Raw genomic sequence first — 25,800 nt, 5'->3', positions numbered from 1 at the left:
GATCGTACAACGCCGTGCCGGGCATTCCGAACGACCTCTCCCGCCTCCGCATAGCCCTGACCACGTTCTTTGCCCTGGACGGCTTCCTGTTCGCCGGCTGGGTCGTTCGCATCCCCGCCATCAAGGAGCAGACCGGCGCGTCGGCCGGCGACCTCGGCCTGGCCCTCCTCGGCGTCTCCGCCGGTGCCGTGCTCACCATGACGCTCACCGGTCGGCTCTGCCGCCGTTTCGGCACCCACGCGGTCACCGTGGTCTGCGCCGTCCTGCTCTCGCTCAGCGTGGCGCTGCCGCCGCTCACGCACTCGACGCTCGCGCTCGGCGCCGTCCTGTTGATCTTCGGGGCCGCCTACGGCGGAATCAACGTCGCCTTCAACAGCGCCGCCGTGGACCTGGTCGCCGCCCTGCGCCGACCCGTCATGCCCAGCTTCCACGCGGCCTTCAGCCTCGGCGGCATGGTCGGCGCGGGCCTCGGCGGGCTGGTCGCCGGGAGCCTCTCGCCGGCCCGGCATCTGCTGTCCCTCGCCGTCATCGGGCTGCTGGTGACGGCCGTGGCGGGACGTACGCTGCTGCGCCACGAGCCGCCGACGGCCGCGAGCCCCGGACGCCCCGCGAAGGACACCCCGCGCCGCCTGGATTCCAGGACGCGCGGACTGGTGATCGTCTTCGGCCTGATCGCCCTGTGCACGGCCTACGGCGAGGGCGCCATGGCCGACTGGGGCGCCCTGCACCTCGAACAGGACCTGGACGCCACACCCGGCGTCGCCGCCATCGGCTACTCCTGCTTCGCCCTGGCCATGACCATCGGCCGGCTCTCCGGTACGGCCCTCCTCGAACGGCTCGGCCACGGCCGTACCGTCGTCGCGGGCGGCGCCACCGCGGTGGCCGGGATGCTCCTCGGCTCGCTCGCGCCCTCCCTGTGGGCGGCGCTGCTCGGATTCGCGGTGACCGGGCTCGGTCTCGCCAACCTCTTCCCCGTCGCCGTCGAGCGCGCGGGCGCCCTCGCAGGACCGAGCGGAGTCGCGACCGCCTCCACCCTGGGCTACGGCGGCATGCTCCTCGGACCGCCCGCCATCGGCTTCATGGCGGACTGGTTCTCCCTGCCCGTCGCCCTCACCAGCGTCGCCGTACTGGCGGCGATCGCCACGCTCATCGGCGTCGCGACCCTGCGTACGACGCCCAACTGACCGAGCTCGTACGCCCGCCCCGGACCCGGACCCGGCCGTTGTCCGGCCCACGCCCCGGCCCCATGATGACCGGATGGCACGCCTTCACGACCTCGTTTTCGACTGTGCCCACCCGGCCGCGACGGCCCGCTTCTGGGCCGCCGCCCTCGACGGTTGCGACGTCGCCCCGTACGACGACGCCGAGCCGGCGCGGCTGCGCGCGCAAGGCATCTCGGGCCCGGAGGACGATCCGACCGTGCTCGTCGCACCCCGTGGCGGCGGCCCTCGGCTGTGGTGTCAGCTCGTCCCGGAGCCCAAGCGCGTGAAGAACCGCCTCCACCTGGACCTGGTCTCCACCGACCCGGAGGCCGAGCTCGACCGGCTCACCTCCCTCGGCGCGACGGTCAAGGACCGCCACGAGGACCACTGGGTGCTGGCCGACCCCGAGGGCAACGAGTTCTGCCTGTTTCCCAGCCCGTCCTGAACGCCCCTCAGACCCGCGCAAGCTCCGCCGCTCCGAACGACACGTCGAAGCGGTCGCACCAGATGCTGACGCTGCTGTAGCGGGACAGATCGACGTCCTGCGGCACCACGTAGTTCTGGCTGCCCTTGTTGCCCTTGAGCTTGCCGAGGCTGATGTGCGCGCCGTCGTCGAAGACGCGCCAGCCGGCCGTGCCCTCCTTCACGGGCGCGTCCGTCAGCAGCACGCGCAGGTCCGGCCCGTTGCTGGTCTCCAGCTTCTCCAGGCGCACGACATGGGAGCCGTCGGCCAGCCGTACGAGCTTCACCGTGCCCGACGTCGCGTGCTCATGGCTGATCAGCTCACCGCCGGCCAGCGTCTCGGGGCCGGGCGCCGAAGAGGCCGCCCCCGCCGGGGAGGTAGCCCCCGCCGGGGTCTGCGCCGCCGCGGGCAGGGCCTCCTCCACGGTCCGGTCCTGCCACAGCTTCCACGGCTGGAACCAGTACAGACCGAAGCCGCCCACGGCCACGGTCAGCACCAGGACCCCGATGCCCCACGGCCCGAACAGCTTTCTCCGCACCCGTCCCATAACCGCCCCGCTTCCCGAGAGTCGTCCGTCGACCGTCCGTCGACGTCCATTCAACGGAATTCGAGGCCCGCCGTGCATACCGAGGGTGATGACGAAAGCCTTACGTCCCGCCGTCCCGCCGTCCTGATGCACGGCCGCCAGGACGGCCGGCGCCCCGTCCGGCACACTCACCCCATGGAGACCGCCGACTTCGTCCGAACCCTGGACCGCGAAGGTCAGCTGCTGGCAGCGGCAGCCGAGGAGGCCGGGTCCGAGGCCGAGGTGCCGACCTGTCCGGACTGGCAGGTGCGGGATCTGCTGCGGCACACCGGCATGGTGCACCGCTGGGCGGCGGCGTTCGTGGCCGAGGGCCACACCTCCGCGCGCCCCGACGGCGGCCTGCCCGACCTCGACGGAGCCGCGCTGCTCGCCTGGTTCCGGGAGGGGCACCGCCATCTGGTCGGCACACTGGCCGGCGCCCCGGCCGACGTGCAGTGCTGGCAGTTCCTGCCCGCTCCGTCGCCCCTCGCGTTCTGGGCCCGCAGACAGGCGCACGAGACGACCGTGCACCGCTTCGACGCGCAGACGGCACGCGGCGGCACCCCGAGCGGGATCGACCCCGACTTCGCGGCGGACGGCATCGACGAGTTGCTGCTGGCCTTCCACGCCCGGCGCAGGAGCCGGGTCCGCAGCGCCGAACCCCGGGTGCTGCGGGTGCGGGCGACGGACGCGGACGGCGCGGTGTGGACCGTACGGCTGTCGCAGGAACCGCCGGTGGCCGTGCGCGGCGATGCCGCAGGGGCCGACTGCGAGATCTCCGGTCGGGTCGCACAGCTGTATGTGGCGCTGTGGAACCGGCTGCCCTTCCCGCACGTGACCGGCGACGCCGCCGTCGCCACGCTGTGGCGGGAGAACTCGGCCGTCACCTGGAGCTGAACGGCGTCACCGCGCGCCTCGACCCGGGCCGCACGCCCGTCAGTTCGCCAGCATCCTCGTCAGCACCGCTCGCTGTACCGGCAGCACGTTGCCGTGCAGCGTGCGCCCCTTCGCCGTGAGCGCCACCCGCACACCCCGCCGGTCCTCCGCGCACATGCCGCGCTCGACGAGTCCGTCCTTCTCCAGCCGGGCGATCAGCCGCGACAGGGCACTCTGGCTCAGATGGACGCGCTCGGAGATCTCCTGGACGCGGTACGAACAGGCGCCGTCCGCCAGCACGTCCAGGACCTCGAAGTCACTGGCGCACAGGCCGTGTTGGTGCAGCGCACGGTCGAGTTCGCACTGGGTACGCGCATGCAGCGCCAGGATGTCCCGCCACTGGTCCACGAGCGCCCGCTCGGCCTTCGTCGCCGCCATGGCCGCACCGTAGCAGAAATCGCGTTTTGTTGCACTGGAATTAAATGCGCTTGCATTCGTTGCATGCGCATGTAGTGTTCCGGCCATGACCTCTCCGCTCATCTCCCCCGCGTCCGACGGACGTTGGACCCCGCGGCTGTGGGGCACCTTGCTGGTGCTGTGCGCCGCGATGTTCCTGGACGCACTCGACGTGTCGATGGTCGGCGTCGCCCTGCCGTCCATCGGCGCCGACCTGGGCCTGTCCACCTCGACCCTGCAATGGATAGTCAGCGGCTACATCCTCGGCTACGGCGGTCTGCTCCTCCTCGGCGGACGGGCCGCCGACCTGCTGGGCCGACGCCAGGTCTTCCTGGTGGCCCTCGCCGTCTTCGCACTCGCCTCACTGCTCGGCGGGCTCGTCGACTCCGGCCCGCTGCTGATCGCAAGCCGCTTCATCAAGGGCCTGGCCGCCGCCTTCACCGCACCTGCCGGCCTGTCCATCATCACCACGACGTTCGCCGAGGGCCCCGTGCGCAACCGGGCACTGGCGATCTACACCACCTGCGGTGCCACCGGCTACTCGATGGGGCTGGTCTTCTCCGGCCTGCTCACCGAGGCCAGTTGGCGCCTGACCATGCTGCTCCCGGCGCCCGTCGCACTGATCGCCCTGGCCGTCGGCCTGAAGCTGCTGCCGCGCACCGAGCGCGAGAAGACCACCGGCGGCTACGACATCCCGGGTGCCGTCCTCGGTACCGCCTCGATGCTGCTGCTCGTCTTCACCGTCGTCGAAGCGCCGGAAGCGGGCTGGGGCTCGGCGCGCACGGTCCTGTCCTTCGTCGCCGTCGTCGTCCTGCTGACGGCCTTCGTCCGCGTCGAGCGGCGCAGCCCGAGCCCGCTGATCCGGCTCGGCGTCCTGCGCTCCGGGGCCCAAGTACGCGCTCAGCTGGGCGCGTTGACGTTCGTCGGCAGCTACATCGGCTTCCAGTTCCTGGTCACGCTCTACATGCAGGAGCTGCTCGGCTGGTCGGCGCTGCACACGGCACTGGCGTTCCTGCCGGCGGGCGCGCTCGTGGCGCTGTCGGCGACGAAGGTCGGTGCGATCATCGACCGGTTCGGCACGGCACGGCTGATCGCGATCGGCTTCGCCCTGATGGTCGCCGGCTATGTCCTGTTCCTGCGCATCGACCTCGACCCGGTCTACGCGGCGGTGATCCTGCCCACCATGCTGCTGGTCGGCTCGGCCTTCGCGCTGACCTTCCCCTCGCTGAACGTCCAGGCCACGAACGGCGTCGACGAACACGAGCAGGGCATGGTCTCGGGCCTGCTCAACACCTCGGTCCAGGTGGGCGGCGCGCTCTTCCTGGCCGTCGTGACGGCGGTGCTGACCGCGAACACGCCCGAGGAGTCCGCCTCCCCGCAGGCCCACCTCGACAGCTACATGCCGGCGCTGGTCGTGATCACGGGCATCGCGGTCGCGGGTCTGCTGATCGCCCTCACCGGACTGCGCACGCGCCGTGGGCAGCGGACCGTCGTGGTCGCCAGGTCCACGTCCCCGGAGGCGGAACGTGTCACCGTACGCGACTAGGGATCCCGTGAGGATCACGTGCCGGAGGACCACACACCGAACCACACCTCGGCGCCGTACTCCTCGAACCGCTCCGCCTCGGTGAACCCCAGCTTGGCCGCGAGGCGCATTGCGCGGTCGTTGGCGGTCCGGGTGCAGAGCACGACCGGCTCGCCGGGAAGCGCTCCGGCGAACCAGGCGAGTGCCGCCGAGCACGCCTCCGCGGCGTACCCGAAGCCCCACGCCTCCGGCAGGAACAGGTAGCCGAGTTCGGCCTCTTCGGCCTCCGGAAGGACATGCCCCGGCCGCTCTGCGTCGCGCCGATCGAGCGTGATCATGCCGATCATGGCTCCGTCGAGATCGATCACGAACAGGCCGGGGCGCCGCCCGGGCACCTCGGGCACCGCGCGTTCGAGCTCGTCACGCGGTCGAGGGCCACCGACGTAGGTGCCCACCTCCGGCGAGGCGAACAGCTCGATGAACGCCGCGCGGTCCCGGGCCTCGGACGCGCGGAGCACGAGCCGCTCGGTCCTGATCGGGGCAGGTGGCCAGGCCACCGGTCCTAGCTCAGTCATGGCGGGCAACGTATCGCACGCCCGTGAGGGTGCTCCGGGAGAGACGGTCGAGCAAAGCCACCTGGCCTCCTCGTCGTGCCCCCGGCGGCACCCGCTTGCTCCGCCGGGCGCACGCCTGCGAAACTTCCTGTATGGCCATGTACGGGGGACAGCGCAGTCAGGCCGAGCGGGACGCGATCACCGTCGAGATCGGATACGCCCTGTGCAGTGCGGCGTTCGCGGCGGCCCTGCTGTTCGGGGCCGTGGCCGGACCGGCGTTCGCCTTCGACGTGTCGGCCGGGACGCGCGGCACACTCGTCGCGGCGGGGGCGACTTCGGCCGCGGTGCTGTTCGTCGCCCGTGTCGTCAGCGTGCTGGTCCGCTTCGGGCAGCGGAAGGCCGCCGGAGGCGGAGCCGGTCAGCCCAGCCAGCCAGGCCGTACCAACCCGGACTCGTAGGCCAGCACCACGAGTTGGGCCCGGTCGCGGGCGCCGAGCTTCACCATCGTGCGGCTGACGTGGGTCTTCGCGGTGAGCGGGCTGACCACCAGGCGCCGGGCGATCTCCTCGTTGGACAGTCCGATGCCGACCAGCGCCATCACCTCCCGCTCGCGCTCGGTGAGTTCGGCGAGGGCGTCGGCGGCAGCGGGCTCCTTGGAGCGGGCGGCGAACTCGGCGATGAGGCGGCGGGTCACTCCCGGCGACAGCAGCGCGTCGCCCTCGACCACCGCCCTTACGGCGCGCAGGAGTTCGTCGGGCTCGGTGTCCTTGACCAGGAAGCCTGAGGCGCCCGAGCGGATGGCCTCGAAGACGTACTCGTCGAGTTCGAAGGTGGTGAGCATGACCACCTTGACGCCCGTGAGGTCGCCGTCGTCGGTGACCCGGCGGGTCGCGGCGAGGCCGTCGAGGAGCGGCATGCGGATGTCCATCAGGACGACGTCGGGCCGCAGTTCGCGCACCTTGCGCACCGCCTCCTCGCCGTCGGAGGCCTCTCCCGCCACCTCGATGTCGGGCTGTGCGTCGAGCAGCGCGCGGAAGCCGGCCCGCACCAGTGACTGGTCGTCGGCGAGCAGTACGCGGATCACCGGTCCTCCTTGACGTGGTTGCTCGGTTCGCCGGCGGGAGCGTTCAACGGCAGTACGGCCAGCACCCGGAACCCGCCGTCGGCACGCGGGCCCGCCTCGATCGTGCCACCGAGGGCGGCCGCCCGCTCCCGCATTCCGGCGAGTCCGTTGCCGCTGCCGCCCGCGTCGGTGCCGGTCGCGGGACCGTCGTCGTCGATGCGCAGCCGTAGCGTCGTCCTGTCGGAGGGGTCGAGACGCACGCGTGCGTGCCGTGATTCCGAGTGGCGTACGACGTTGGTGAGGGCTTCCTGGATGATCCGGAAGGCGGCGAGGTCCGTGCCGGGTGCCAGGCGGGGCGGCTCGCCCTCGACCTCGACGGTGAGGCCCGCGCTCGCTGCCTGCTCCACGAGTTCCGGCAGCCGGTCGAGGCCGGGGGCCGGGGCACGGGGCGCGTCGCCGGGGGTGCGCAGGGTGTCGAGGACCTGGCGGACCTCGCCGAGCGCCTCCTTGCTCTTGTCCTTGATGGTGGTGAGGGCCGAACGCGCCTGCTCGGGGTCGGTGTCGAGGAGGGCGAGCCCCACGCCCGCCTGCACATTGATCACGGAGATGCTGTGCGCGAGGACGTCGTGCAGTTCGCGGGCGATCCGCAGCCGCTCCTCGTCGGCACGCCGCCGCGCCGCCTGCGCCCGTTCGGCGCGTTCCCGCACCCACTGCTCGCGTCGCGTTCTGGCCAGCTCCGACACCGCCACGATCGCCGCCACCCAGGCGGCGATCACGCCCTCCTGCCCCCAGGGGGCGGCCGTGTCACCGGAGGGCGGCAGCCACTGGTACAGCCAGTGGGCGACCAGGGCGTGCCCGATCCACAACACCCCGACCGCCGCCCACGCGGCCTTGCGGTGTCCGGTGACGATGGCGTTGAAGCAGGCCACGGCGACGGCCAGGAAGACCGGGCCGTACGGGTATCCGGCGCCGAGATAGAGCGTGGCGGCGACCGCCGTCCCGAAGACCACGGCCACCGGGTACCGCTTGCGCCACAGCAGCAGGGCGGACGCCACGAACAGCAGGATGCGCGCAAAGGGGTCGAGCGGGGCCCGGTCGTCCAGCTGCCCCTCGGCCGCGAAGTTCGAGCCGGCCATCACGAAGACCGTGATCAGCAGCGTGGATCGCCAGGGCCAGCGATGGGCGTGCTCCTCGTCCTCCCAGCGGTTCCACCACGGCGGCCCCTGCCGCCACCACATCGGCGGACCGCCGCCCCGGCGTACCTGCTGCTCATCCATGTCCGCCACGCTAGACGCGATGGCCGCCGGGCGGCGTCACCCCGGCGTGGTGATCACGGATACTCCCCGCGGAGTACGCCCTCTCCTCCCCCTCGGCGGCTCACGCCAGGCCGACGTTTTGGGCGAGCCGGCCCACCGCGTGCCGGAAGAACGTCTCGCGGTCCTCCACGACCCGGTGGAACTGCCCGAACAGCTCGAACCCGACGAGCCCGAACAGCTGGGCCCAGGCTGCGATCAGGGCCGCGACCGTCGCCGGGGGGAGGTCAGGGGCCAGGTCGGCAGCCATGCGCTCGGCCTCGGGGCGCAGCTCGGCGGACAGGGGCGGTTCAGTGAGGCCGGAGTCCTGGTGGGCGTCGCGGACGATGCCGATGAAGAGGAGGCCGACGCGGGAGGCGGGCGGGACCGTGGTGTCGGGCGCCGTGTAGCCGGGCACGGGCGAGCCGTAGATCAGCGCGTACTCGTGCGGATGCCGCAGCGCCCAGTCGCGTACCGCCTCCGCGACCGCCGTCCAACGCCCGACGGGCCCGGCGTCGGCGGCCTTGCCGTGCGCCCCCTCCGCGCACTCGCCGAGGGAGTCGTAGGCGTCGATGATGAGAGCGGTCAGCAGGTCGTCCCGGCTGGGGAAGTACCGGTAGAGCGCGGAGGAGACCATGCCGAGTTCGCGGGCGACGGCGCGCAACGAAAGCTTCGCGGCGCCCTCGGCCGCGAGCTGTCTGCGCGCCTCGTCCTTGATGGCCGCCGTGACTTCCAGCCTGGCCCGGGCACGTGCGCCCTGTGTGGTGCTGCTCATGTGAGCCAGTCTCCCATGGAACACGGAGCAGTGCACATATTCGAGAGCACTGCTCTTGCTCTGGATCGGCAATCTCGTGCACACTGCTCTCAAGCGAGAGCGCTGCTCTCGCTAATCCAGATCACTCTCCAGGCCACCCTGCAGATCACACTCCGGGAGTCACCATGTCGTCGCCGTACTACGTCAAGGGCAGCCCGCTGAACGTCCGCTTCAACAGCGTCGTCGGCTGGCTGGCCCGGCACGGGTTCAGCATCGCGGGCACGGCGGAGATGTCCGTGCGCGGGCGCAAGAGCGGCACGATGCAGCGCATCCCGGTCAACCCGCACACGTACGAGGGCACGCAGTACCTCGTCTCGGCCCGCGGCCACTCCCAGTGGGTACGCAACATGCGCGCCGCCGGCGGCGGGGAACTGCGCGTGGGGCGCAAGCTGCGCCAGTTCTCCGCGGTGGAGATTCCCGACGAGATGAAGCTCCCGATCCTGCGGACCTACCTGGAGAAGTGGGGCTGGGAGGTCAACCAGTACTTCGACGGGGTCACCGCGAAGTCCTCCGACGCGGAGATCATCGCAGCCGCCCCGGACCATCCCGTCTTCCGGATCGCCGTCGAGAAGTGACCCGCCGAGTGACCCGCGAGTCACCCGGATCGTCGTCAGGAAGTGGCCTCGTCGGCCGCCGTAGCCGGCGCCGCAGACTCAGTCGCGTCCGGCGCCTGACGGTTGTCCAGCACGGTCAGCGCGCGCTGGGCCATGGGGTGGCTACGGACCATCTCACCCAGTGACGTGGCACCGCGGGTGATGTCCATGAACGCCTTCCAGGCCGGCCGGAAACCGGTCAGCGCCATGTGGAAGAGCCCGGGACGGCGCTCGAACGCCGTCAGCAGCCGCTTGCCGACGCTCATCTCGACGCCGAGTCCCGCCTTGATCGCGAAGGCGTAGTTCAGGGCCTGGCGCCGGGTGTCCACCGCGTCGTGCGCCTCGGAGATCCGCACCGCCCACTCCCCCGCGAGCCGCCCCGACCGCAGCGCGAACGAGATTCCCTCGCGCGTCCACGGCTCCAGCAGGCCCGCCGCGTCACCACACACCAGCACCCGCCCGCGTGACAGCGGCGAGTCGTCGGCGCGGCAACGCGTCAAGTGGCCCGAGGAGATGCTCGGTTCGAACCCGGCGAGCCCGAGCCGTCCGATGAACTCCTCCAAATACCGCTTGGTCGCGGCGCCTTCACCGCGCGCCGAGATCACCCCGACCGTGAGCGTGTCGCCCTTGGGGAACACCCAGCCGTAACTGCCGGGAATCGGCCCCCAGTCGATGAGCACCCTCCCCTGCCAGTCCTCGGCGACCGTCTCCGGCACCGGGATCTCCGCCTCCAGGCCGAGGTCCACCTGGTCCAGCTTCACCCCGACGTGGGCTCCTATCCGGCTGGCGCTGCCGTCCGCGCCGACGACGGCCCGCGCGAGCAGCGTCTCGCCGCCCTGCAGGACCACGGCGACGCTGCGCCGGTCCGGCACGGCCGAGCCGTGCTGCTCGACGCGCTGCACGGTCACACCCGTACGCACCTCGGCGCCCGCCTTCTGCGCGTGCTCGACCAGTTGCTGGTCGAACTCGGGCCGGTTGATCAGCCCGAACAGCATGTGCTTGGAGCGACGGGTGCGGGTGAAGCGGCCGTTGTTGGAGAACGTGACCGCGTGCACCCGGTCGCGGAAGGGCAGCTCGAAGCCGGGTGGGAGTGAGTCGCGCGAGGGGCCGATGATGCCGCCGCCGCATGTCTTGTAGCGCGGCAGATCCGCTTTCTCCAGCACCAGCACGCTCCGCCCGGCGACGGCCGCCGCATACGCGGCCGAGGCCCCCGCGGGTCCCGCGCCCACCACGACGACGTCCCACACCTGCTGCACGTCGTCCGCCGAAGAGTTCTCGCTGCTCACGATGGTCTACTGCTCCCGATCAAGCCGCCTACGCCTGCTGTCCCCCGCATCCTACGGCGGGCGTCGTCGCAGGCCGCTGTGGGAGGATCACAGCACTCACTGGTACAACGTCGCACCCACAAGGAGCGTGCCCATGTCGTCGAATCCGGTCGCCGAGACCGTCGCCTCGCTGATGCCAAGGGCGAAGGCGGAGCTCACCGAACTGGTGGCATTCAAGTCGGTGGCGGACTTCGACCAGTTCCCGAAGAGCGAGAGCGAGGGCGCCGCCCGCTGGGTCGCCGACGCCCTGCGCGCGGAGGGCTTCGAGGAGGTGGCCCTGCTGGACACCCCCGACGGCACGCAGTCGGTGTACGGCCACCTGCCCGGCCCCGCGGGCGCGAAGACGGTCCTGCTGTACGCCCACTACGACGTGCAGCCCCCGCTGGACGAGGCCGCCTGGCACACCCCGCCGTTCGAGCTGACCGAGCGCGACGGCCGCTGGTACGGGCGCGGCGCCGCCGACTGCAAGGGCGGCCTGATCATGCACCTGCTGGCGCTGCGCGCGCTCAAGGCGGACGGCGGCGTGCCGGTGCACGTGAAGGTGATCGCCGAGGGCTCGGAGGAGATGGGCACGGGCGGTCTGGAGCGGTACGCCGAGGCGCACCCCGACCTGCTGGCGGCCGACACCATCGTGATCGGCGACGCCGGCAACTTCCGCGTCGGACTGCCGACGGTCACCTCGACGCTGCGCGGCATGACCCTCATGCGCGTGCAGATCGACACGCTCGAAGGCAACCTGCACTCCGGCCAGTTCGGCGGCGCCGCTCCGGACGCGCTCGGCGCGCTGATCCGCGTCCTGGACTCGCTGCGCGCCGAGGACGGTTCGACGACGGTGGACGGGCTGACCGACGAGTCGGCGTGGCAGGGGCTGCAGTACGAGGAGGCGCAGTTCCGCAAGGACGCCAAGGTCCTCGACGGCGTCGAGCTGATCGGCTCCGGCACGGTCGCCGACCGGATCTGGTCACGCCCCGCCGTCACCGTCCTCGGCATCGACTGCCCGCCTGTCGTCGGCGCCACCCCGTCCGTGCAGGCGAGCGCCCGGGCGCTGATCAGCCTGCGGGTGCCGCCGGGCGTGGACGCCGCCGGGGCGACCAAGCTGCTCCAGGCCCACCTGGAGACGCACACGCCGTGGGGTGCCCGGGTGCGCACCGAGCAGATAGGCCAGGGCCAGGCGTTCCGCGCCGACACGAGCAGCCCGGCGTACCAGGCCATGGCGGACGCGATGGCGGTGGCGTACCCGGGCCAGGAGATGCAGTACGCCGGCCAGGGCGGCTCGATCCCGCTGTGCAACACCCTCGCCTCCCTCTACCCGCACGCGGAGATCCTCCTCATCGGCCTGAGCGAGCCGGAGGCCCAGATCCACGCCGTGAACGAGAGCGTGTCCCCGGAGGAACTGGAGCGCCTGTCGGTCGCCGAGGCCCTGTTCCTGCGCAACTACGCGGCAAGCTGAGGCACTTGCGCTGAGGATGGGTCCATGACCCGCACCGAGCGCCTCACCGCCCACACCGACGTCGCCACGTCCCTGGGGCTGCTCTCCGACCACGAGCTCGCGGACCTCGTGGCGGAGGGGACGCCGCTCGGCACAGGAATCGGCGGACGGCAGACGCTGATCGAGGTCGACGGCAGACGCGTGTTCGTGAAGCGAGTCCCGCTCACCGACGTCGAGCTGCGGCCGGAGAACGCTCGCTCCACGGCGAACGTCCTGGACCTGCCGGCCTACTTCCACTACGGCATCGGCAGTCCGGGCTTCGGCGCCTGGCGCGAACTCGCCGTGCACACGATGACCACGAACTGGGTGCTGGCCGACCGGTTCACGTGCTTCCCGCTGACCCACCACTGGCGGATCCTGCCACAGCCGCCGCAGCCCCTCCCCGCCGAACTGGCCGACGTGGAGCGGGCCGTCGCCTACTGGGGCGGCGGCCCGCAGGTGCGCGAGCGCATCGAGGGACTACGGACGGCGACCACGTGCTTGGCGCTCTTCCTGGAGTACGTTCCGCACACCCTGCACGACTGGCTGGATGCCCGGCTGCGCACGGACGAGGCCGATACCGCGTGCGCCTTCGTGGAAAAGGAACTCACAGCCCTCACGGACTTTCTCCACGAGGCCCGGCTGCTGCACTTCGACGCCCACTTCCAGAACATCCTCACCGACGGGCGCCGGCTCTACCTCGCCGACTACGGCCTCGCTCTCTCCGCCCGCTTCCGCCTCACCCCGCAGGAGCGCGACTTCTTCGCGCGGCACCGGCACTACGACCGCGTCCACACCGCCTTCCACCTGGTGAACTGGCTCGCGACCGCCCTGTACCGCCATGGCCGGGACGACCGCGAGACCTTCGTTCGTGCCTGCGCCGAGGGCCTCAGGCCCCAGGGGATCCCGCGGGTCGCCGCCGGCATCATCGAGCGGTTTGCGCCGCTCGCCGTCGTCATGGGTGACTTCGCCCGGCGGCTCCAGAACGAGAGCCGGCGGACGCCGTACCCGCACGAAGCGCTGGAGCTCGCTCAGGAAGGCGCCGGCATGCCCGCCTCCAGATAGAGCGCGGCCCCGCGTTCGCGCGCCCGAAGCGCCCAGCGCAGCCGCTCGTACCGCACCGGCGGCAGCAGATCGGCCGCCTCCGCCTCGGTCACGAAGCGCCAGTCGCGCAGTTCGGGCCCGGGCAGCAGGAGCTGTTCGGCCTCCGCCGAGTCCAGGCGCCCGCCGTCGAAGAGGAGGCGCAGCCCTCCGTATCCGGGGGGCGAGGGCCGCTCCCAGTCGACGACGAGGAGGCGCGGCACGTCCTCCAGCCGTATCCCCGTCTCCTCGGCGACCTCGCGTATGCCCGCGCGCGCGGGCGCCTCGCCGGGTTCCACGACGCCACCTGGGAACTCCCAGCCGGCCTTGTAGGTGGGGTCGACCAGCAGCACGCGGTCCTCCTCGTCGAAGAGCAGGACACCCGAAGCGAGGGTCTCGGCGGTGGGCTCGGGCGTCTGCACGATGTCGCAGGCGGGGACCGAACCGCTGCCGACGGCCTCGGCGATACGGACGGCGGTCTCGTACGGGGTCAGGCCGCCGTTGTCGACGGGATACGCGTCGGTGGTGAGCCAGGAAGCGAGTGCGGCGCGATACGGCTCCATGCGGTCGTACGACCACTGCCGGACCCGTATCTCGCCGTCGGGCAGGTCGGACGGGACCTCCCGCCCCGCTATTCGCTCCCGCAGGATCGTTTCCGCCGGGGCGAGGAGCACATGCTGAACGGTGATACGGCGGGCGGCGAGGCCACCGAAGATCTCGTCGCGGTACTCCTGGCGCAGCAGCGTCATGGGTATCACGAGGGTCCCGCCGAGCTCGGCGAGCAGCGCGGCCGCCGTGTCGATCACGAGACGTCGCCAGATCGGCAGGTCCTGGAAGTCACCGACCTCGGTGAGGTGTTTGGGCGGGAGCAGGTGAGTGAGTGCTCCGCCGATGACCTCGGGGTCGAAGAGCGTGCTGTTCGGGATCAGCTCGATCAGTTCCCGTGCGGTGGTGGTCTTCCCCGCACCGAACGCACCGTTGATCCAAACGATCACGTTTCCCCCTCTTCTGTTGGCCCCCTGTGGCTTGCCCGCTCCACCCTGCCACGGAAACCAGCTCCCGTAGAGAGCGCATGACAACGGCGCCGGAGCCCCGCGGATTCGGGGGCTCCGGTGCCGTGCGGTCGTGCTGGTGGGCTCGTCAGCCCTTCTTGCCGTTCTTGGTCTTCCCGTGCGGGGCGTCGTTCACGGCCCGGTCCGTCTCCCGGTTGATGGCCCGGCCGACGGTGTCCAGGGCGTCGTCCACGTTCACGCCGGCGACCTTCGTCTGAGCGCCGCTGACCGGGATCCCGGCGGCGGGCAACCCGGTGGCGGGCGAACCACCACCGGTGGCGGGGGTCTCGGCGGCGTGTGACGGGGTGACCGCCGCGACGACGAATCCGGTGGCCAGGGAGGCGATGGCGAGCATGCTGCGCTTCTTCATGGCCGGTTCAACTGTGGAACGGGCCGGGAGTCACGCTCGCCTTCGCGCGATCAGGTCAGCGACGGAACTCCGGCTCCGGTCCGGCCCCGGTCGTGCCGGCGCTGCCGCACGCGCCGTACGAGATCGTCGGCCGCTTCCGGCCAGCGGGCGTACTCGAAGGCGAACCCCGCGTCGAGCAGCCGGCCGGGGACGACGCGGCGGCTCTTGAGCAGCAGCTCGGTGTCCGAGCGCAGTGCGAACGCACCGATCTCCGCCATCCACCTCGTCGCGGGCAGGCCCACGGGGACGCGCGACGCGGCGCGAAGGCCCCGCATGAACGCGCGTTGCGGGAGCGGTTCGGGGGCGGCGATGTTCACCGGCCCGACGACGTCCTCCCGCTCGATCAGGAACTCGACCGCGCGGACGAAGTCGCGATCGTGGATCCAGGAGATGTACTGGCCGCCGCCCGCGACAGGGCCGCCGAGGCCCAGCCGCGCGAGCCGCAACAGGATGTCCAGGACCCCGCCGCGATCGGGGCTCATCACCATGGCGGAGCGCAGGGCGACCTTCCGGGTGTGCGGCGTGTCGGCCTCTTCCTGCGCCCGCTCCCAGGACCTGGCGATGTCGATGCTGTAGGCCCAGTAGTCCGGCACATCGGGCTCGCTGCCGCCGACGATGCCCGTCGCCTCGTCGTTGGACGCGTCGAAGCGGTGGGCGTAGATGGTGGCCGTGCTCATCTGCAGCCAGACCCGCGGCGGCCGGACCGCGCTCGCGATCGCCTCGCCGACCACCTGGGTGGAGTGCACCCGCGAATCCATCATGGCCTGCAAATTGGGCCCGGTGTAGCGGCAGCTGACACTGCGCCCCGCCAGGTTGATCACGACGTCGCTGCCGTCGACCGCCGCGGCCCACGGCCCCAGGGTCTCGCCGTCCCAGTGCACCTCGCCGTCGCGCGTGGGCCGCCTCGTCAGGACGACGACCTCGTGGCCCGCACTGCTCAGCGCACGGTTCAGGACCGCACCCACCTGCCCGGTTCCCCCGGGAATCACGATCTTCATCGGCTCCCCCTCTCGTGTGGGGCCGACCTTACCCCAGAACGTTGAACATGTTCAAAAACTCTCTTCGGGTCACCATTCCGTCCTCCGACGACTTCCAACACAGTCCGACAGGTTCTACCGTGAACGCACTATGACGCGTACATGCCGTCATCCGTCTTCGCAGGTACGGAGGAACGTAACGGTGCGTAACCTTCACACCCGCACAACCCGCACCAGAGTGGTCGGAGCACTCGCCGCAGGCCTGCTCTGCGCTGCGGGACTGGCCGCCCCCGCTGCCGCAGCCCCCGCGGCCGCCACCTCTCCCGTGGCTCCCGCCCCGGCGGAGGGCCTCGCCCTCACCCCGCCCATGGGCTTCAACAACTGGAACTCCACGCACTGCCGTGCCGAGTTCAACGAGGCCATGGTCAAGGGAATCGCGGACATCTTCGTCGAGAAGGGCCTCAAGGACGCCGGATACGAGTACGTCAACCTGGACGACTGCTGGGCCCTGCCCTCCAGGGACGCGAACGGCAAGCTCGTACCCGACCCTGTCCGCTTCCCGAACGGGATCAAGGCGGTCGCGGACTACGTCCACTCCAAGGGCCTGAGAATGGGCATCTACACCAGCGCGGGCACGAAGACCTGCAACACCGCCGGCTTCCCGGGCGCCCTCGGCCATGAGTACAGCGACGCCCAGCAGTTCGCGGACTGGGGCGTGGACTACCTCAAGTACGACAACTGCAACAACCAGGGCGTGGACGCCAAGCTGCGCTACACGACCATGCGCGACGCGCTCCGCGCCACGGGCCGCCCCATCGTCTACAGCATCTGCGAGTGGGGCGAGAACAAGCCCTGGGAGTGGGCCGCCGACGTCGGTCAGCTGTGGCGCACGACCGGCGACATCAGCGACAACTGGGGCTCGATGCTGTCGATCCTCAAACAGAACCTGCCGCTCGCGCCGCACGCCGGTCCCGGCCGCTGGAACGACCCCGACATGCTGGAGGTCGGCAACGGCGGCATGACGGACACCGAGTACCGCTCGCACTTCTCGATGTGGGCGATCATGGCCGCGCCGCTCCTGATCGGCTCCGACCTGCGCTCGGCCGGCGAGGAGACCTTCGAGATCCTCGGCAACCGCGAGGTCATCGCGGTCGACCAGGACCCGCTGGGCAAGCAGGGCACGGTGGTCTCCTCGCAGAGCGGGCGCTGGGTCGTCGCCAAGGAGATGCGGGACGGCAGCCGCGCGGTGGCACTCTTCAACGAGTCAGGGACCGCGCAGCGCATCACCACGAGCGCCGACGCGGTCGGCCTGCCCGCCGCCGACGCCTACGCGCTGCGCGACCTGTGGCAGCACCGGAGCTACAACACCGCGGGCACGATCTCCGCGACCGTCCCCGCGCACGGCACCGTCCTGCTGCGCGTCGCCGCCGATCCCAAGTCGGTGCAGCACCCGCCCGCCGTCGAACTCGGCCTTAACGGCAGCCCGCTGGTCGAGGCGGGCAAGAAGGCATCCCTCACGTCGACGGTCACCGACCTCGGACGTACGACGGCCAAGCGCGTGTCCGTCTCGCTGACCGGCCCCTCGGGGTGGTCCGTCAAGGCGACGTCACCGACCACCTCGCCCGCCCTCTCCACAGGCCGCTCCCTGCGCACCAAGTGGGCGGTCACCGCACCGCAGGGGACGCCGCCGGGGTCGTACGGCCTCGCTCTCAGGGCGAGTTACCGCTCCCCCTCCGGTGTCCGCGTCGACAGCGCGCTGCCGCTGACCGCGACGGTGGTGGCGGCGCCGCCCTCGGGGACGTCCGGCCTCGGTGACCTTCCGTGGCTCTCGGCCGCCAACGGATGGGGCCCCGTCGAGCGCAACACCAGCAACGGCGAGAGCGACGCGGGCGACGGGAATCCGATCACCATCGGCGGGGTGGTGTACGGCACGGGGATCGGCGCCCACGCCGACAGCACCGTCGAGTACTACGCCGGGGGCGCCTGCGAGGCCGTTACCGCGCAGGTCGGGGTCGACGACGAGGAGGGCACCGACGGCACCGTCGCCTTCGAGATCTGGGCGGACGGCACCCGGGCCGCCTCGACCGGCGTCCTCACCAACGCGATGCCGGCCCAGGCGCTCACGGCCGATGTGACCGGCTCCCAGGTGATCCGGCTCCTCGTCACCGACGGCGGCGACGGCGTCACCTCGGACCACGGGGACTGGGCGGAGGCGCGACTGACCTGCTGAGCGGTCCGCCCGCCCCCACCCAGTGACTGAACGTTCCTGCCCGCCGGAGTGCTCAGACGCCCGCCGCCGCGCCCGCCTTCCCGGCTAGCGCGGCCGCCGCGGCCCCCACCAGCCCGGCGTCCGTGCCCATCTGGGCCGGGGTGATCGTCAGGCGCTGGACGAAGGACAGCGTGGCGTAGTCGTGCAGGGCCTTGCGGAGCGGGGTGAACAGGACGTCGCCCGCCTTGCCCACTCCGCCGCCGATCACGGCGATGTCGATCTCGACGAGGGTCGCGGTGGCCGCGATACCGGCGGCGAGGGCCTGCGCGGCGCGTTCGAAGGAGGCCACGGCGACCGGGTCCCCGTCCCGCGCGGCGGCGGCCACCGCGGCGGCGGACGTGTCGCCGTCCGGGCCCGGCTGCCAGCCGTTCTCCAGCGCCCGCCGGGCGATGTTGGGACCGCTCGCGATGCGCTCCACGCAGCCGCGCGAACCGCACGGGCACAGATCGCCGTCCAGGTCGACGCTGATGTGACCGATGTGGCCGGCGTTGCCTGTGGGGCCGGGGTGCAGTCGGCCGTTCAGGACCAGGCCGCCGCCGACGCCGGTCGAGACGACCATGCAGAGCGCGTTGTCGTGCCCCCGGGCCGCTCCCTGCCAGTGCTCGGCCGCCGTGATGGCCACGCCGTCGCCGATCAGTTCGACGGGCAGTCCACCGGCCGCCTCGCGGACGCGCCGGACCAGCGGATAGTCGCGCCAGCCGGGCACGTTCACCGGACTCACGGTGCCCGCGGAGGCATCCACCGGTCCCGCGCTGCCGATGCCGAGGGCCGTGGCGCGTCCCCACAGGGGCGACGCGGTGAGTTCGCCGACGACCTCCTCGACGGCCCGCATCACGGTGTCGCCGTCCTCCCGGGCGGGCGTCGCGCGCTGAGCCCGGACCGCGATCTTGCCGTGGCCGTCCACCAGCGCTCCGGCGATCTTGGTGCCGCCGATGTCGAGCGCAGCCACGAGGTCGGTGTGCATCAGTGTCAGTTCTCCCCGTCAACCATTCGGATCTCCCCGTCAACCACGGGAATTGGGCGAGCCGGTCTCGCGGTGGGGGCGCAGGCCGGAGATTGCGGTGGACAGTGTCCCCTGGATCTGACAACGTTGTCCAGGCTCTATGCTCGACGCCACATCCTCATACAAACCCATGGACCGACGCATCCCCATGGACCGACGCATCCGCGCGGACCGCGTGAGCCTCATGGATCGACTCGTCCCGTGGACGACGACAGGACAGGACACCGCATCGTGGCCGAGACCATCCGCCGCTCCGATCGCCATCCGGAGAACCGCTACGGCAACCGTCCGACCATGAAGGACGTCGCGGCGCGTGCCGGAGTCGGTCTCAAGACCGTGTCGCGCGTGGTCAACGGAGAGCCGGGCGTCACCCCGGAGACGGAGCGTCGCGTCCAGGAGGCCATCGACGCCCTTGGCTTCCGCCGCAACGACAGCGCGCGGGTGCTGCGCAAGGGCCGTACGGCGAGCATCGGCCTGGTCCTGGAGGATCTCGCGGACCCCTTCTACGGCCCGCTCAGCCGGGCGGTCGAGGAGGTCGCCCGAGCGCACGGTGCCCTGCTCATCAACGGCTCCAGCGCCGAGGACCCGGACCGCGAGCAGGAACTGGCGCTGGCACTGTGCGCACGGCGGGTGGACGGGCTGGTGATCATTCCGGCCGGTGACGACCACCGGTACATGGAACCCGAGCTCAAGGCGGGCGTCGCCACCGTGTTCGTCGACCGCCCGGCCGGGCAGATCGACGTCGACTGCGTCCTGTCCGACAACCACGGCGGCGCCCGCGACGGGGTCGCGCACCTCATCGCCCACGGGCACCGCAGGATCGGCTTCATCGGCGACATGCCCCGCATCCACACGGCCGCCGAGCGGCTGCGCGGCTACCGGGCCGCCATGGAGGACGCGGGCATACCGGTGGAGGACGCCTGGATGTCCCTGGGCGTCACCGACCCGGTGCGGGTGCGCCGGGCGGCCGAGGAGATGCTCTCCGGCCCCTCCCCCGTCACCGCGATCTTCGCGGGCAACAACCGGGTGACGGTCACCGTGATCCGTGTCCTCGCCGAGCAGGCCCGTCGCGTCGCGCTCGTCGGCTTCGACGACATCGAACTCGCCGATCTGCTGCAGCCCGGCGTCACGGTCGTCGCCCAGGACGCCGCGGCTCTGGGCCGTACCGCCGCCGAGCGGCTGTTCCGGCAGTTGGACGGCACCCTGGTCACCCCGGAACGCATCGAGCTGCCGACGCGACTGATCACCCGCGGCTCGGGCGAGCTGCCACCGGCGGACTGAGCGGCCCATGGACCACAGCATGAGCAGCTCGCGGCCGGTGCGGGACCGAACCCTGGAGGCTCTCGGCCTGGCGGAGGCGCCGCGCGACCATCCACTGCTGTATCCGGGCGCGTGGCCGTCGGACTCCGGACTCCTCGACGGGGACCGCCTGTTGCCGCTGGACCGTCTGGTGTACGACGACCGCGTGCCCGTCCTCGCGGTCGGCTCCAACGCCTGTCCCGGCCAACTGCGGCGCAAGATGGCCGCCTTCGGAATCGTCACTCCCCTGCCGATGGTGAAGGTGCGGGTGACGGGCGTCGAGGTGGGTGTCTCCGCACATGTGAGCCGCATGGGGTACGTGTCCGCGTCGCCCTTCGAAGCACCGGGCCATGTAAGGGAGTTGTTCATCACCTGGCTCGATTCGCAGCAGCTAGCGGTGATCGACACCAGCGAGGGCGTGCCGAAGCCGGACGGCAACTTCGGCCGCGCCTGGCTGCCGGCGCCCGACGTACGGATCGAGACGGCGGACGGCAGCACGCTCCCGGGCGCCTACGTGTACGTCAACCGCCATGGCGTCCTGCACGACGGCTCCGGCGCGCCGCGCACCCACCCCGGCCAACGGCCCATGATCTCGGAACTCCTGCTGGGCTCGGCCCGGTTGCGGGAGCTGTTCGGGGCCGCTCCCGAGGAGTTCTGCGAGCGTGCGCGCGCCGACGCGGGGTTGTGCGACCGGGGGACACGGCTGCTCGTGGAGGAGCGACTGGTGACGGCCTCCGGCCTGGAGAAGTACCTCCGGGTTGACCGGAACTGAGCTCAGCAGACCGGGAGTCCCGGCACCGGCTCGTCGTTGTTGCCACCCTCGAGGTAGACGTCGCTGACGAAGACGTTCGTGTTGCCGCTGTCGTCGTCCGTCTTGGCCCACCAGACGTTGGTCCACTGGCCGGACGTCTCCCGGCGGCCCAGGTTCTGCTGGCAGTAGAAGTAGTTGGTGCCCGCGTTGAGGATGCCGACCTCGGTGCCGGAGGCGGTGTAGGACTTGGCGGTCTTCCAGACCGTGCAGTTGTACTTGCCGCCGCCGATGGCGAAGCAGGACGGGTCCGGCGTGGTGCCGCCGCCTCCACCCGTGGTTCCGCCGCCGCCGGTGGTTCCTCCACCGCCCGTGGTGCCGCCGTCGCCGGAACCGCCGCCCGTGGTGCCGCCGTCGGTGCCGCCCGATCCCGAGGTCTTGGTCGGGGACGCGGTGCTGGGGCGATCGGAGGGCTCGCGGCTGGGGGACTTGGACGCGCCGGAGGACTTCTTGTCGTCGTCCTTCTCGGTCAGGCCGCCGTCGCCCGAGCGGTCGGCGTCTGGGCTGCCGCTCGCCTCGGCGGACTTGTCCGTGGCGGCCACCGCCGAGGTGTCCGGCTCCTCGGCCTTGGTGTCGCCCGCACTGTTCAGCAGCGCGGCCGTGACTCCACTGGCCGCGAGGACCACGGTGACGGCCACGGCGGCGAGCAGTGCGCGGCTCTTGCGCCGGGAGGGGGTGCCGGAGGAGGACGTCACCATGGGGCCGGTCGCGGCGGAGTCGTACGGCGAGGGGTTGGGGCCGCCGTAGCCGTGCGCGGGTTGGCCGGAGTGCCCCGGCGCACTGCCGTACGGCGATGCGGCGGGCTGTCCCTGGGCGCCGGGGCCGTGTCCGGGTACGGGCGAGCCGGATTGGCCTCCGGCGCCGAAGCCCTGTACCGGCGGCGTGCCTTGGCCGGGAGTCGCCGGGCTGTTCGCGTCCTGCCCCGCGGTTCCGAAGCGTGGCGCCCCGGGCAGGTCCGAGGCGGGTACGCCCTGCTGGGGCGTGTCGCCGCCCTGAGGTCCCTGCGCGCCCTGGCCCTGGCCGCCGTATGCCTGTCCGTCAGGAGCGATCTCAGGTGTGGGCCCGAACCCGGGAGGCACCGAGGGGACGTTGCGCTCCGTCTCGGCTCGCCCGGGCCCGGAGTCCGCCGAGCTCCGCAGGGCCGTCGTCGGCGCGTCCGTGCCGCCCGACTCGGCCACCGCCTGGAGGAGTTCGCGTGCCTCGTCGGCCTCCGGGCGGGACTCGGACCGCTTGTCCATCAGACGCGCCAGCACGGGGCCGAGCGGCCCGGCGTTGTCGGGTTCCGGCAGGGGTTCGGAGACGATCGCGGTGAGCGTGGAGAACGTCGACGTACGGCGGAAGGGCGCGGAGCCCTCCACCGCGGCGTACAGCGTGGCGCCCAGGGCCCAGACGTCCGAGGACGGGCCGGGATCGGCGCCCTGGGCGCGCTCGGGGGCCAAGTAGTCCAGGGAGCCGACGAGATGGCCGGTGCGGGTGAGCTGGGTGGCCGCGCCGTCGCCCGGGTCGTCCATGGCGGCGATGCCGAAGTCGGTCAGGACGACCCGGCCGGAGCGGTCCAGCAGGATGTTGCCCGGCTTGACGTCGCGGTGCAGGACACCGGCGCGGTGGGCGGCGGCCAGCGCGTCCATGACCTTGGCGCCGATCCCCGCCGCCTCACGCGGGTCGAGGGTGCCGCGCTCGCGCAGCACCGCCTCCAGGGAGGGGCCATCGACCAGCTCCATGACGATCAGCGGGCGCCCGTCGACCTCGGCGACGTCGTGGACGGCCACGACGCTCGAGTGCTTGACCCGGGCCGCCGCGCGGGCCTCGCGCTGCATCCGCAGCCGCAAATCGGCCAGTTCGGGACCGTCGGCGTCCGAGTAGGTACGCAGTTCCTTGACGGCGACCTCGCGGCCCAGCACCTCGTCGACGGCCCGCCAGACGACGCCCATGCCCCCGCGCCCGAGTTGCGCCACCACGCGATAGCGCCCGGCCAGCAGCCGACCGGTCTCGTCCGCCTGTCCGTTCTCCCCCGATGACACCGCTGCCCCGTTCCTGTGACACCACTGACATGCCTTGCGTGGCGTACAGACTACGGGGCAGCTGTGACAACGCCAGCCGGTGGTTGCGAATGTGACAGGGCCGCTACTTCGCGGAAGCCGTCAAATCGCCCCTCCTGGGCACCGAGAAGCCCTCCAGGTCGGCGCGGGTCAGGCCGGTCAGCCGGGCGACCTCGCCGATGTCGAGGGCACCGCAGTCCAGGCCGCGCAGCAGGTAGCCGCTGAGCGCCTTGGCGGTGGCGGGCTCGTCCATGACGTCGCCGCCGGTCCGGTTGGCGTACCGGGCGAGGCGGGCCGCCGCCTGCTCGAAGCCCTCGCGGTAGAAGGCGAAGACGGCCGCGTAGCGGGTCGGGATGTGGCCGGGGTGCATGTCCCAGCCCTGGTAGTAGGCGCGGGCCAGGGCGCGGCGGGTGAGGCCGTAGTGCAGTCGCCAGGCGTCGTGGACCTTCGCGGTCGGGCCGACCGGCAGGACGTTCGTCGAGCCGTCGCAGACGCGTACGCCGGTGCCCGCCGCGGCGACCTGCATGATCGCCTTGGCGTGGTCGGCGGCCGGGTGGTCGCTGGCCTGGTAGGCGGCGGAGACACCGAGGCAGGCGCTGTAGTCGAACGTGCCGTAGTGCAGGCCCGTGGCGCGGCCCTCGGCGGCCTGGATCATCCGGGCGACGGCGGCGGTGCCGTCGGTGGCGAGGATGGACTGGCTGGTCTCGATCTGGATCTCGAAGCCGATCCGGCCGGGCTCGAGCCCGCGCGCCTTCTCGAACTCCTCCAGGAGCCGCACCATGGCGGTGACCTGCTCGGGGTACGTCACCTTGGGCAGGGTGAGCACCAGCCCGTCGGGCAGGCCGCCGGCCTCCATCAGGCCGGTGAGGAAGATGTCGAGGGTGCGGATGCCCCGGTCCCGTACGGGCGCCTCCATGCACTTCATGCGGATGCCCATGTACGGTGCCGCCGTGCCGTTCTCGTACGCCTCTGCGATCAGCCGTGCGGCGCGGGCGGCGTCCTCGTCCTCGTCGCGGCCGTGGTAGCCGTCCTCGAAGTCGACGCGCAGGTCCTCGATGGGCTCCCGTTCCAGCTTGGCGCGCACGCGCGCGTGCACGGGCTCGGCGAGTTCGTCGGGCAGTCCGAGCACGGCGGCGAAGGACGCGGCGTCCGGGGCATGTTCGTCGAGGAGCGCGAGGGCCTGGTCGCCCCAGGAGGGGATGGTGTCGGCGGCGAAGACGTCACCGGGGACGTAGACGGTGTGGACGGGCTGGCGGGTGCCGGGGTCTCCGGGGTAGCGGCGCTCCAGCTCGGCGTCGACCGGCGCGAGGGAGGCGCTGATCTCCTCGCTGACGGCACCCGCGAGGCTTGTCGCCACCTTCTCCTGCTGGCCCTGGCCCATCCCACATCCTCCTGACTTCCGCGATACGGAATCAACAATCCGTAGAATGAAGTTATCCGGCGACCTTCCGGCTGGTCAACACCATGTCCACGGGGAGTCACTCACCCATCCCGTCATGTTCACGCTCATCTCAGGGCGCGGTATCACACTTCCATACGCACGCCTCGCACGACTCGTCCGGCAGTTCCCACCGAAGGAGCCTGAAGTGCCGAACCACAGCCGAGTCACGCGCCGTCTGGGTCTGAAGGCCGCATTGGCCGCGGCGGTCACCGCGCCCCTGTCCAGTACAGCACTGCCCACGACGTCCGCCTCGGCGGGCGAGCGCCCGGCCGCCCGCCGGCACCTCCAGGTCATGTCGTTCAACCTGCGCTTCGCGAGCACCACCGAGCCCAACAGCTGGACGGTGCGCAGACCGGTGATGCGCGAGTTGCTGCGCCGCGAGGCCCCGCACGTCCTCGGCACCCAGGAGGGCATGTTCTCCCAGCTGCTCGACATCGACTCCGACCTCGGGCCGCGCTACGACTGGGTCGGCACCGGCCGACTGCACGGCAGCCGCGACGAATCGATGGCGGTCTTCTACGACTCCCACCGGCTGCGCCCGACCGAGTACGACCACTTCTGGCTCTCCGACACCCCCGACATGATCGGCTCCAACACCTGGGGCGCGGCCTTCGCCCGCATGGTCACCTGGGTCCGCTTCCGAGATCTGGCCGACGGCGCACGGGAGTTCTACGTCCTCAACACCCACTTCGACCACGTGAGCCAGTACGCCCGCGAGCGCAGCGCCGCACTCATCGCCGAGCGGATCGCCGGCTTCGACCGCGCCCTGCCGGTCGTGGTGACCGGGGACTTCAATGTCGCCGCCCACAAGAACACGGTGTACGACACACTGCTCGGTGCCGGTCTCGTCGACACCTGGGACACCGCGAGCGAGCGCAGCGCGCTGTACGCGACCTTCCACGGCTACAAGCCGCTGACGCCGAACGGCGACCGGATCGACTGGGTCCTGACCACGCCCGGCGTCATGGCGCACCGGGCGACGATCAACACCTTCTCCGGCGACGGCCAGTTCCCCAGCGACCATCTGCCCGTGCAGGCGTCCCTGACCCTGGCCTGAAGGCCCCGGGCCGAACGAGCCGAGGCCCCCGTGACCGCCGGACGGTCACGGGGGCCTCGGTGTGCCCGTGCGGGATCAGCCCTTGCGGGTCTTGATCTCCTCGGTCAGGGTCGGGACGACGTCGAAGAGGTCGCCGACGACGCCGTAGTCGACCAGGTCGAAGATCGGGG

The 25,800-nt window shown here is 71.6% G+C and carries 25 protein-coding genes; 12 read left to right on the top strand and 13 right to left on the bottom strand.

The genetic code is table 11. The features are described 5' to 3' along the window. Positions 1–14: 14 nt before the first annotated feature. Positions 15–1,184, top strand: coding sequence for an MFS transporter (locus ACZ7L5_RS27225; RefSeq protein WP_471519544.1), 1,170 nt, complete (start codon positions 15–17; stop codon positions 1,182–1,184). 73 nt (positions 1,185–1,257) lie between these two features. Then, positions 1,258–1,647: a VOC family protein gene (locus tag ACZ7L5_RS27220; RefSeq protein WP_471519543.1), complete on the top strand. Its 390-nt coding sequence runs from the start codon at positions 1,258–1,260 to the stop codon at positions 1,645–1,647. Between the two features lie 7 nt (positions 1,648–1,654). On the opposite strand, the gene ACZ7L5_RS27215 is transcribed toward ACZ7L5_RS27220, so the two are convergent. Then, positions 1,655–2,212, bottom strand: coding sequence for a DM13 domain-containing protein (locus ACZ7L5_RS27215; RefSeq protein WP_471519542.1), 558 nt, complete (start codon positions 2,210–2,212; stop codon positions 1,655–1,657). A gap of 174 nt (positions 2,213–2,386) precedes the next feature. Here ACZ7L5_RS27215 and ACZ7L5_RS27210 point away from each other — a divergent pair, with 174 nt between their 5' ends. Further along, on the top strand, positions 2,387–3,127 hold the full coding sequence (locus ACZ7L5_RS27210) for a maleylpyruvate isomerase family mycothiol-dependent enzyme (RefSeq protein ID WP_471519541.1): 741 nt from the start codon (positions 2,387–2,389) through the stop codon (positions 3,125–3,127). Between the two features lie 39 nt (positions 3,128–3,166). On the opposite strand, the gene ACZ7L5_RS27205 is transcribed toward ACZ7L5_RS27210, so the two are convergent. Beyond that, complete coding sequence (locus tag ACZ7L5_RS27205; protein WP_471519539.1) at positions 3,167–3,544, bottom strand: MarR family winged helix-turn-helix transcriptional regulator; 378 nt, start codon at positions 3,542–3,544, stop codon at positions 3,167–3,169. A gap of 85 nt (positions 3,545–3,629) precedes the next feature. On the opposite strand from ACZ7L5_RS27205, the gene ACZ7L5_RS27200 reads away from it, so the two are divergent. Then, positions 3,630–5,108, top strand: a complete 1,479-nt coding sequence (locus ACZ7L5_RS27200; RefSeq protein ID WP_471519537.1) for an MFS transporter — start codon at positions 3,630–3,632, stop codon at positions 5,106–5,108. Positions 5,109–5,122: 14 nt separating this feature from the next. Here the strand turns inward: ACZ7L5_RS27200 and ACZ7L5_RS27195 are convergent, their stop codons facing one another. Continuing rightward, complete coding sequence (locus ACZ7L5_RS27195) at positions 5,123–5,662, bottom strand: GNAT family N-acetyltransferase (RefSeq protein WP_471519535.1); 540 nt, start codon at positions 5,660–5,662, stop codon at positions 5,123–5,125. 131 nt (positions 5,663–5,793) lie between these two features. On the opposite strand from ACZ7L5_RS27195, the gene ACZ7L5_RS27190 reads away from it, so the two are divergent. After that, entirely contained in the window at positions 5,794–6,099 is a 306-nt protein-coding gene (locus ACZ7L5_RS27190) for a DUF6332 family protein (protein WP_471519533.1), read from the top strand. Here ACZ7L5_RS27190 and ACZ7L5_RS27185 read toward each other — a convergent pair. From ACZ7L5_RS27185 to ACZ7L5_RS27175, 3 genes are all read right to left on the bottom strand, one after another. Continuing rightward, the gene (locus ACZ7L5_RS27185; protein WP_328883422.1) at positions 6,060–6,725 is read right to left on the bottom strand and encodes a response regulator transcription factor; all 666 of its coding nucleotides are present in this window, start codon (positions 6,723–6,725) and stop codon (positions 6,060–6,062) included. The genes ACZ7L5_RS27190 and ACZ7L5_RS27185 overlap by 40 nt on opposite strands. Continuing rightward, positions 6,722–7,981 carry a sensor histidine kinase gene (locus tag ACZ7L5_RS27180; protein WP_471519531.1) on the bottom strand — a complete coding sequence of 420 codons (1,260 nt, stop codon included), beginning with the start codon at positions 7,979–7,981 and terminating at the stop codon, positions 6,722–6,724. Before ACZ7L5_RS27180 ends, ACZ7L5_RS27185 begins: the two co-directional genes overlap by 4 nt. Before the next feature lie 100 nt (positions 7,982–8,081). Beyond that, the gene (locus ACZ7L5_RS27175) at positions 8,082–8,771 is read right to left on the bottom strand and encodes a TetR/AcrR family transcriptional regulator (RefSeq protein WP_471519529.1); all 690 of its coding nucleotides are present in this window, start codon (positions 8,769–8,771) and stop codon (positions 8,082–8,084) included. 164 nt (positions 8,772–8,935) lie between these two features. Between ACZ7L5_RS27175 and ACZ7L5_RS27170 the strand changes: the two genes are divergently transcribed. Next, positions 8,936–9,385 (top strand): nitroreductase/quinone reductase family protein, encoded by a 450-nt coding sequence (locus ACZ7L5_RS27170; RefSeq protein WP_406207384.1) that lies wholly within the window; start codon positions 8,936–8,938, stop codon positions 9,383–9,385. Positions 9,386–9,420: 35 nt separating this feature from the next. Here the strand turns inward: ACZ7L5_RS27170 and ACZ7L5_RS27165 are convergent, their stop codons facing one another. Next, positions 9,421–10,689, bottom strand: coding sequence for a geranylgeranyl reductase family protein (locus tag ACZ7L5_RS27165; RefSeq protein ID WP_471519527.1), 1,269 nt, complete (start codon positions 10,687–10,689; stop codon positions 9,421–9,423). 133 nt (positions 10,690–10,822) lie between these two features. On the opposite strand from ACZ7L5_RS27165, the gene ACZ7L5_RS27160 reads away from it, so the two are divergent. Further along, positions 10,823–12,178, top strand: a complete 1,356-nt coding sequence (locus ACZ7L5_RS27160) for a M20/M25/M40 family metallo-hydrolase (protein ID WP_471519525.1) — start codon at positions 10,823–10,825, stop codon at positions 12,176–12,178. A gap of 24 nt (positions 12,179–12,202) precedes the next feature. Then, positions 12,203–13,261 carry a protein kinase family protein gene (locus tag ACZ7L5_RS27155; RefSeq protein ID WP_471519523.1) on the top strand — a complete coding sequence of 353 codons (1,059 nt, stop codon included), beginning with the start codon at positions 12,203–12,205 and terminating at the stop codon, positions 13,259–13,261. Here the strand turns inward: ACZ7L5_RS27155 and ACZ7L5_RS27150 are convergent. The 3 genes from ACZ7L5_RS27150 to ACZ7L5_RS27140 all read right to left on the bottom strand — a co-directional run bounded on the left by ACZ7L5_RS27150 (position 13,228) and on the right by ACZ7L5_RS27140 (position 15,735). Beyond that, a complete protein-coding gene (locus ACZ7L5_RS27150; RefSeq protein ID WP_471519522.1) occupies positions 13,228–14,271 on the bottom strand; it encodes an NUDIX hydrolase in 1,044 nt (347 codons plus the stop codon). The two genes, ACZ7L5_RS27155 and ACZ7L5_RS27150, sit on opposite strands and share 34 nt — an antisense overlap. 145 nt (positions 14,272–14,416) lie before the next feature. Then, positions 14,417–14,698 (bottom strand): hypothetical protein, encoded by a 282-nt coding sequence (locus ACZ7L5_RS27145; RefSeq protein ID WP_471519520.1) that lies wholly within the window; start codon positions 14,696–14,698, stop codon positions 14,417–14,419. A 50-nt stretch (positions 14,699–14,748) separates the two neighbouring features. After that, positions 14,749–15,735 (bottom strand): TIGR01777 family oxidoreductase, encoded by a 987-nt coding sequence (locus ACZ7L5_RS27140; protein WP_471519518.1) that lies wholly within the window; start codon positions 15,733–15,735, stop codon positions 14,749–14,751. 181 nt (positions 15,736–15,916) lie between these two features. On the opposite strand from ACZ7L5_RS27140, the gene ACZ7L5_RS27135 reads away from it, so the two are divergent. Continuing rightward, positions 15,917–17,944 (top strand): NPCBM/NEW2 domain-containing protein, encoded by a 2,028-nt coding sequence (locus ACZ7L5_RS27135; RefSeq protein WP_471519516.1) that lies wholly within the window; start codon positions 15,917–15,919, stop codon positions 17,942–17,944. 52 nt (positions 17,945–17,996) lie between these two features. Here the strand turns inward: ACZ7L5_RS27135 and ACZ7L5_RS27130 are convergent, their stop codons facing one another. Then, a complete protein-coding gene (locus ACZ7L5_RS27130) occupies positions 17,997–18,947 on the bottom strand; it encodes an ROK family protein (RefSeq protein ID WP_362379279.1) in 951 nt (316 codons plus the stop codon). Between the two features lie 270 nt (positions 18,948–19,217). On the opposite strand from ACZ7L5_RS27130, the gene ACZ7L5_RS27125 reads away from it, so the two are divergent. Continuing rightward, positions 19,218–20,267: a LacI family DNA-binding transcriptional regulator gene (locus ACZ7L5_RS27125; RefSeq protein ID WP_328883412.1), complete on the top strand. Its 1,050-nt coding sequence runs from the start codon at positions 19,218–19,220 to the stop codon at positions 20,265–20,267. Between the two features lie 19 nt (positions 20,268–20,286). Next, positions 20,287–21,057, top strand: coding sequence for a hypothetical protein (locus tag ACZ7L5_RS27120; RefSeq protein ID WP_471519514.1), 771 nt, complete (start codon positions 20,287–20,289; stop codon positions 21,055–21,057). A 2-nt stretch (positions 21,058–21,059) separates the two neighbouring features. Here ACZ7L5_RS27120 and ACZ7L5_RS27115 read toward each other — a convergent pair whose 3' ends face one another. Both ACZ7L5_RS27115 and ACZ7L5_RS27110 read right to left on the bottom strand, forming a co-directional pair. Next, entirely contained in the window at positions 21,060–23,114 is a 2,055-nt protein-coding gene (locus ACZ7L5_RS27115; RefSeq protein ID WP_471519512.1) for a serine/threonine-protein kinase, read from the bottom strand. A 103-nt stretch (positions 23,115–23,217) separates the two neighbouring features. Then, positions 23,218–24,513, bottom strand: coding sequence for a DUF6986 family protein (locus ACZ7L5_RS27110; protein ID WP_471519510.1), 1,296 nt, complete (start codon positions 24,511–24,513; stop codon positions 23,218–23,220). 205 nt (positions 24,514–24,718) lie between these two features. Between ACZ7L5_RS27110 and ACZ7L5_RS27105 the strand changes: the two genes are divergently transcribed. Beyond that, positions 24,719–25,630, top strand: coding sequence for an endonuclease/exonuclease/phosphatase family protein (locus tag ACZ7L5_RS27105; RefSeq protein WP_471519509.1), 912 nt, complete (start codon positions 24,719–24,721; stop codon positions 25,628–25,630). The last annotated feature ends 170 nt before the right edge of the window (positions 25,631–25,800 follow it).

The organism is Streptomyces sp. NPDC107528 (assembly GCF_055639295.1).
Note: the sequence above shows the minus strand (reverse complement) of the source record. Positions and strands in the feature narration are given on the sequence as shown.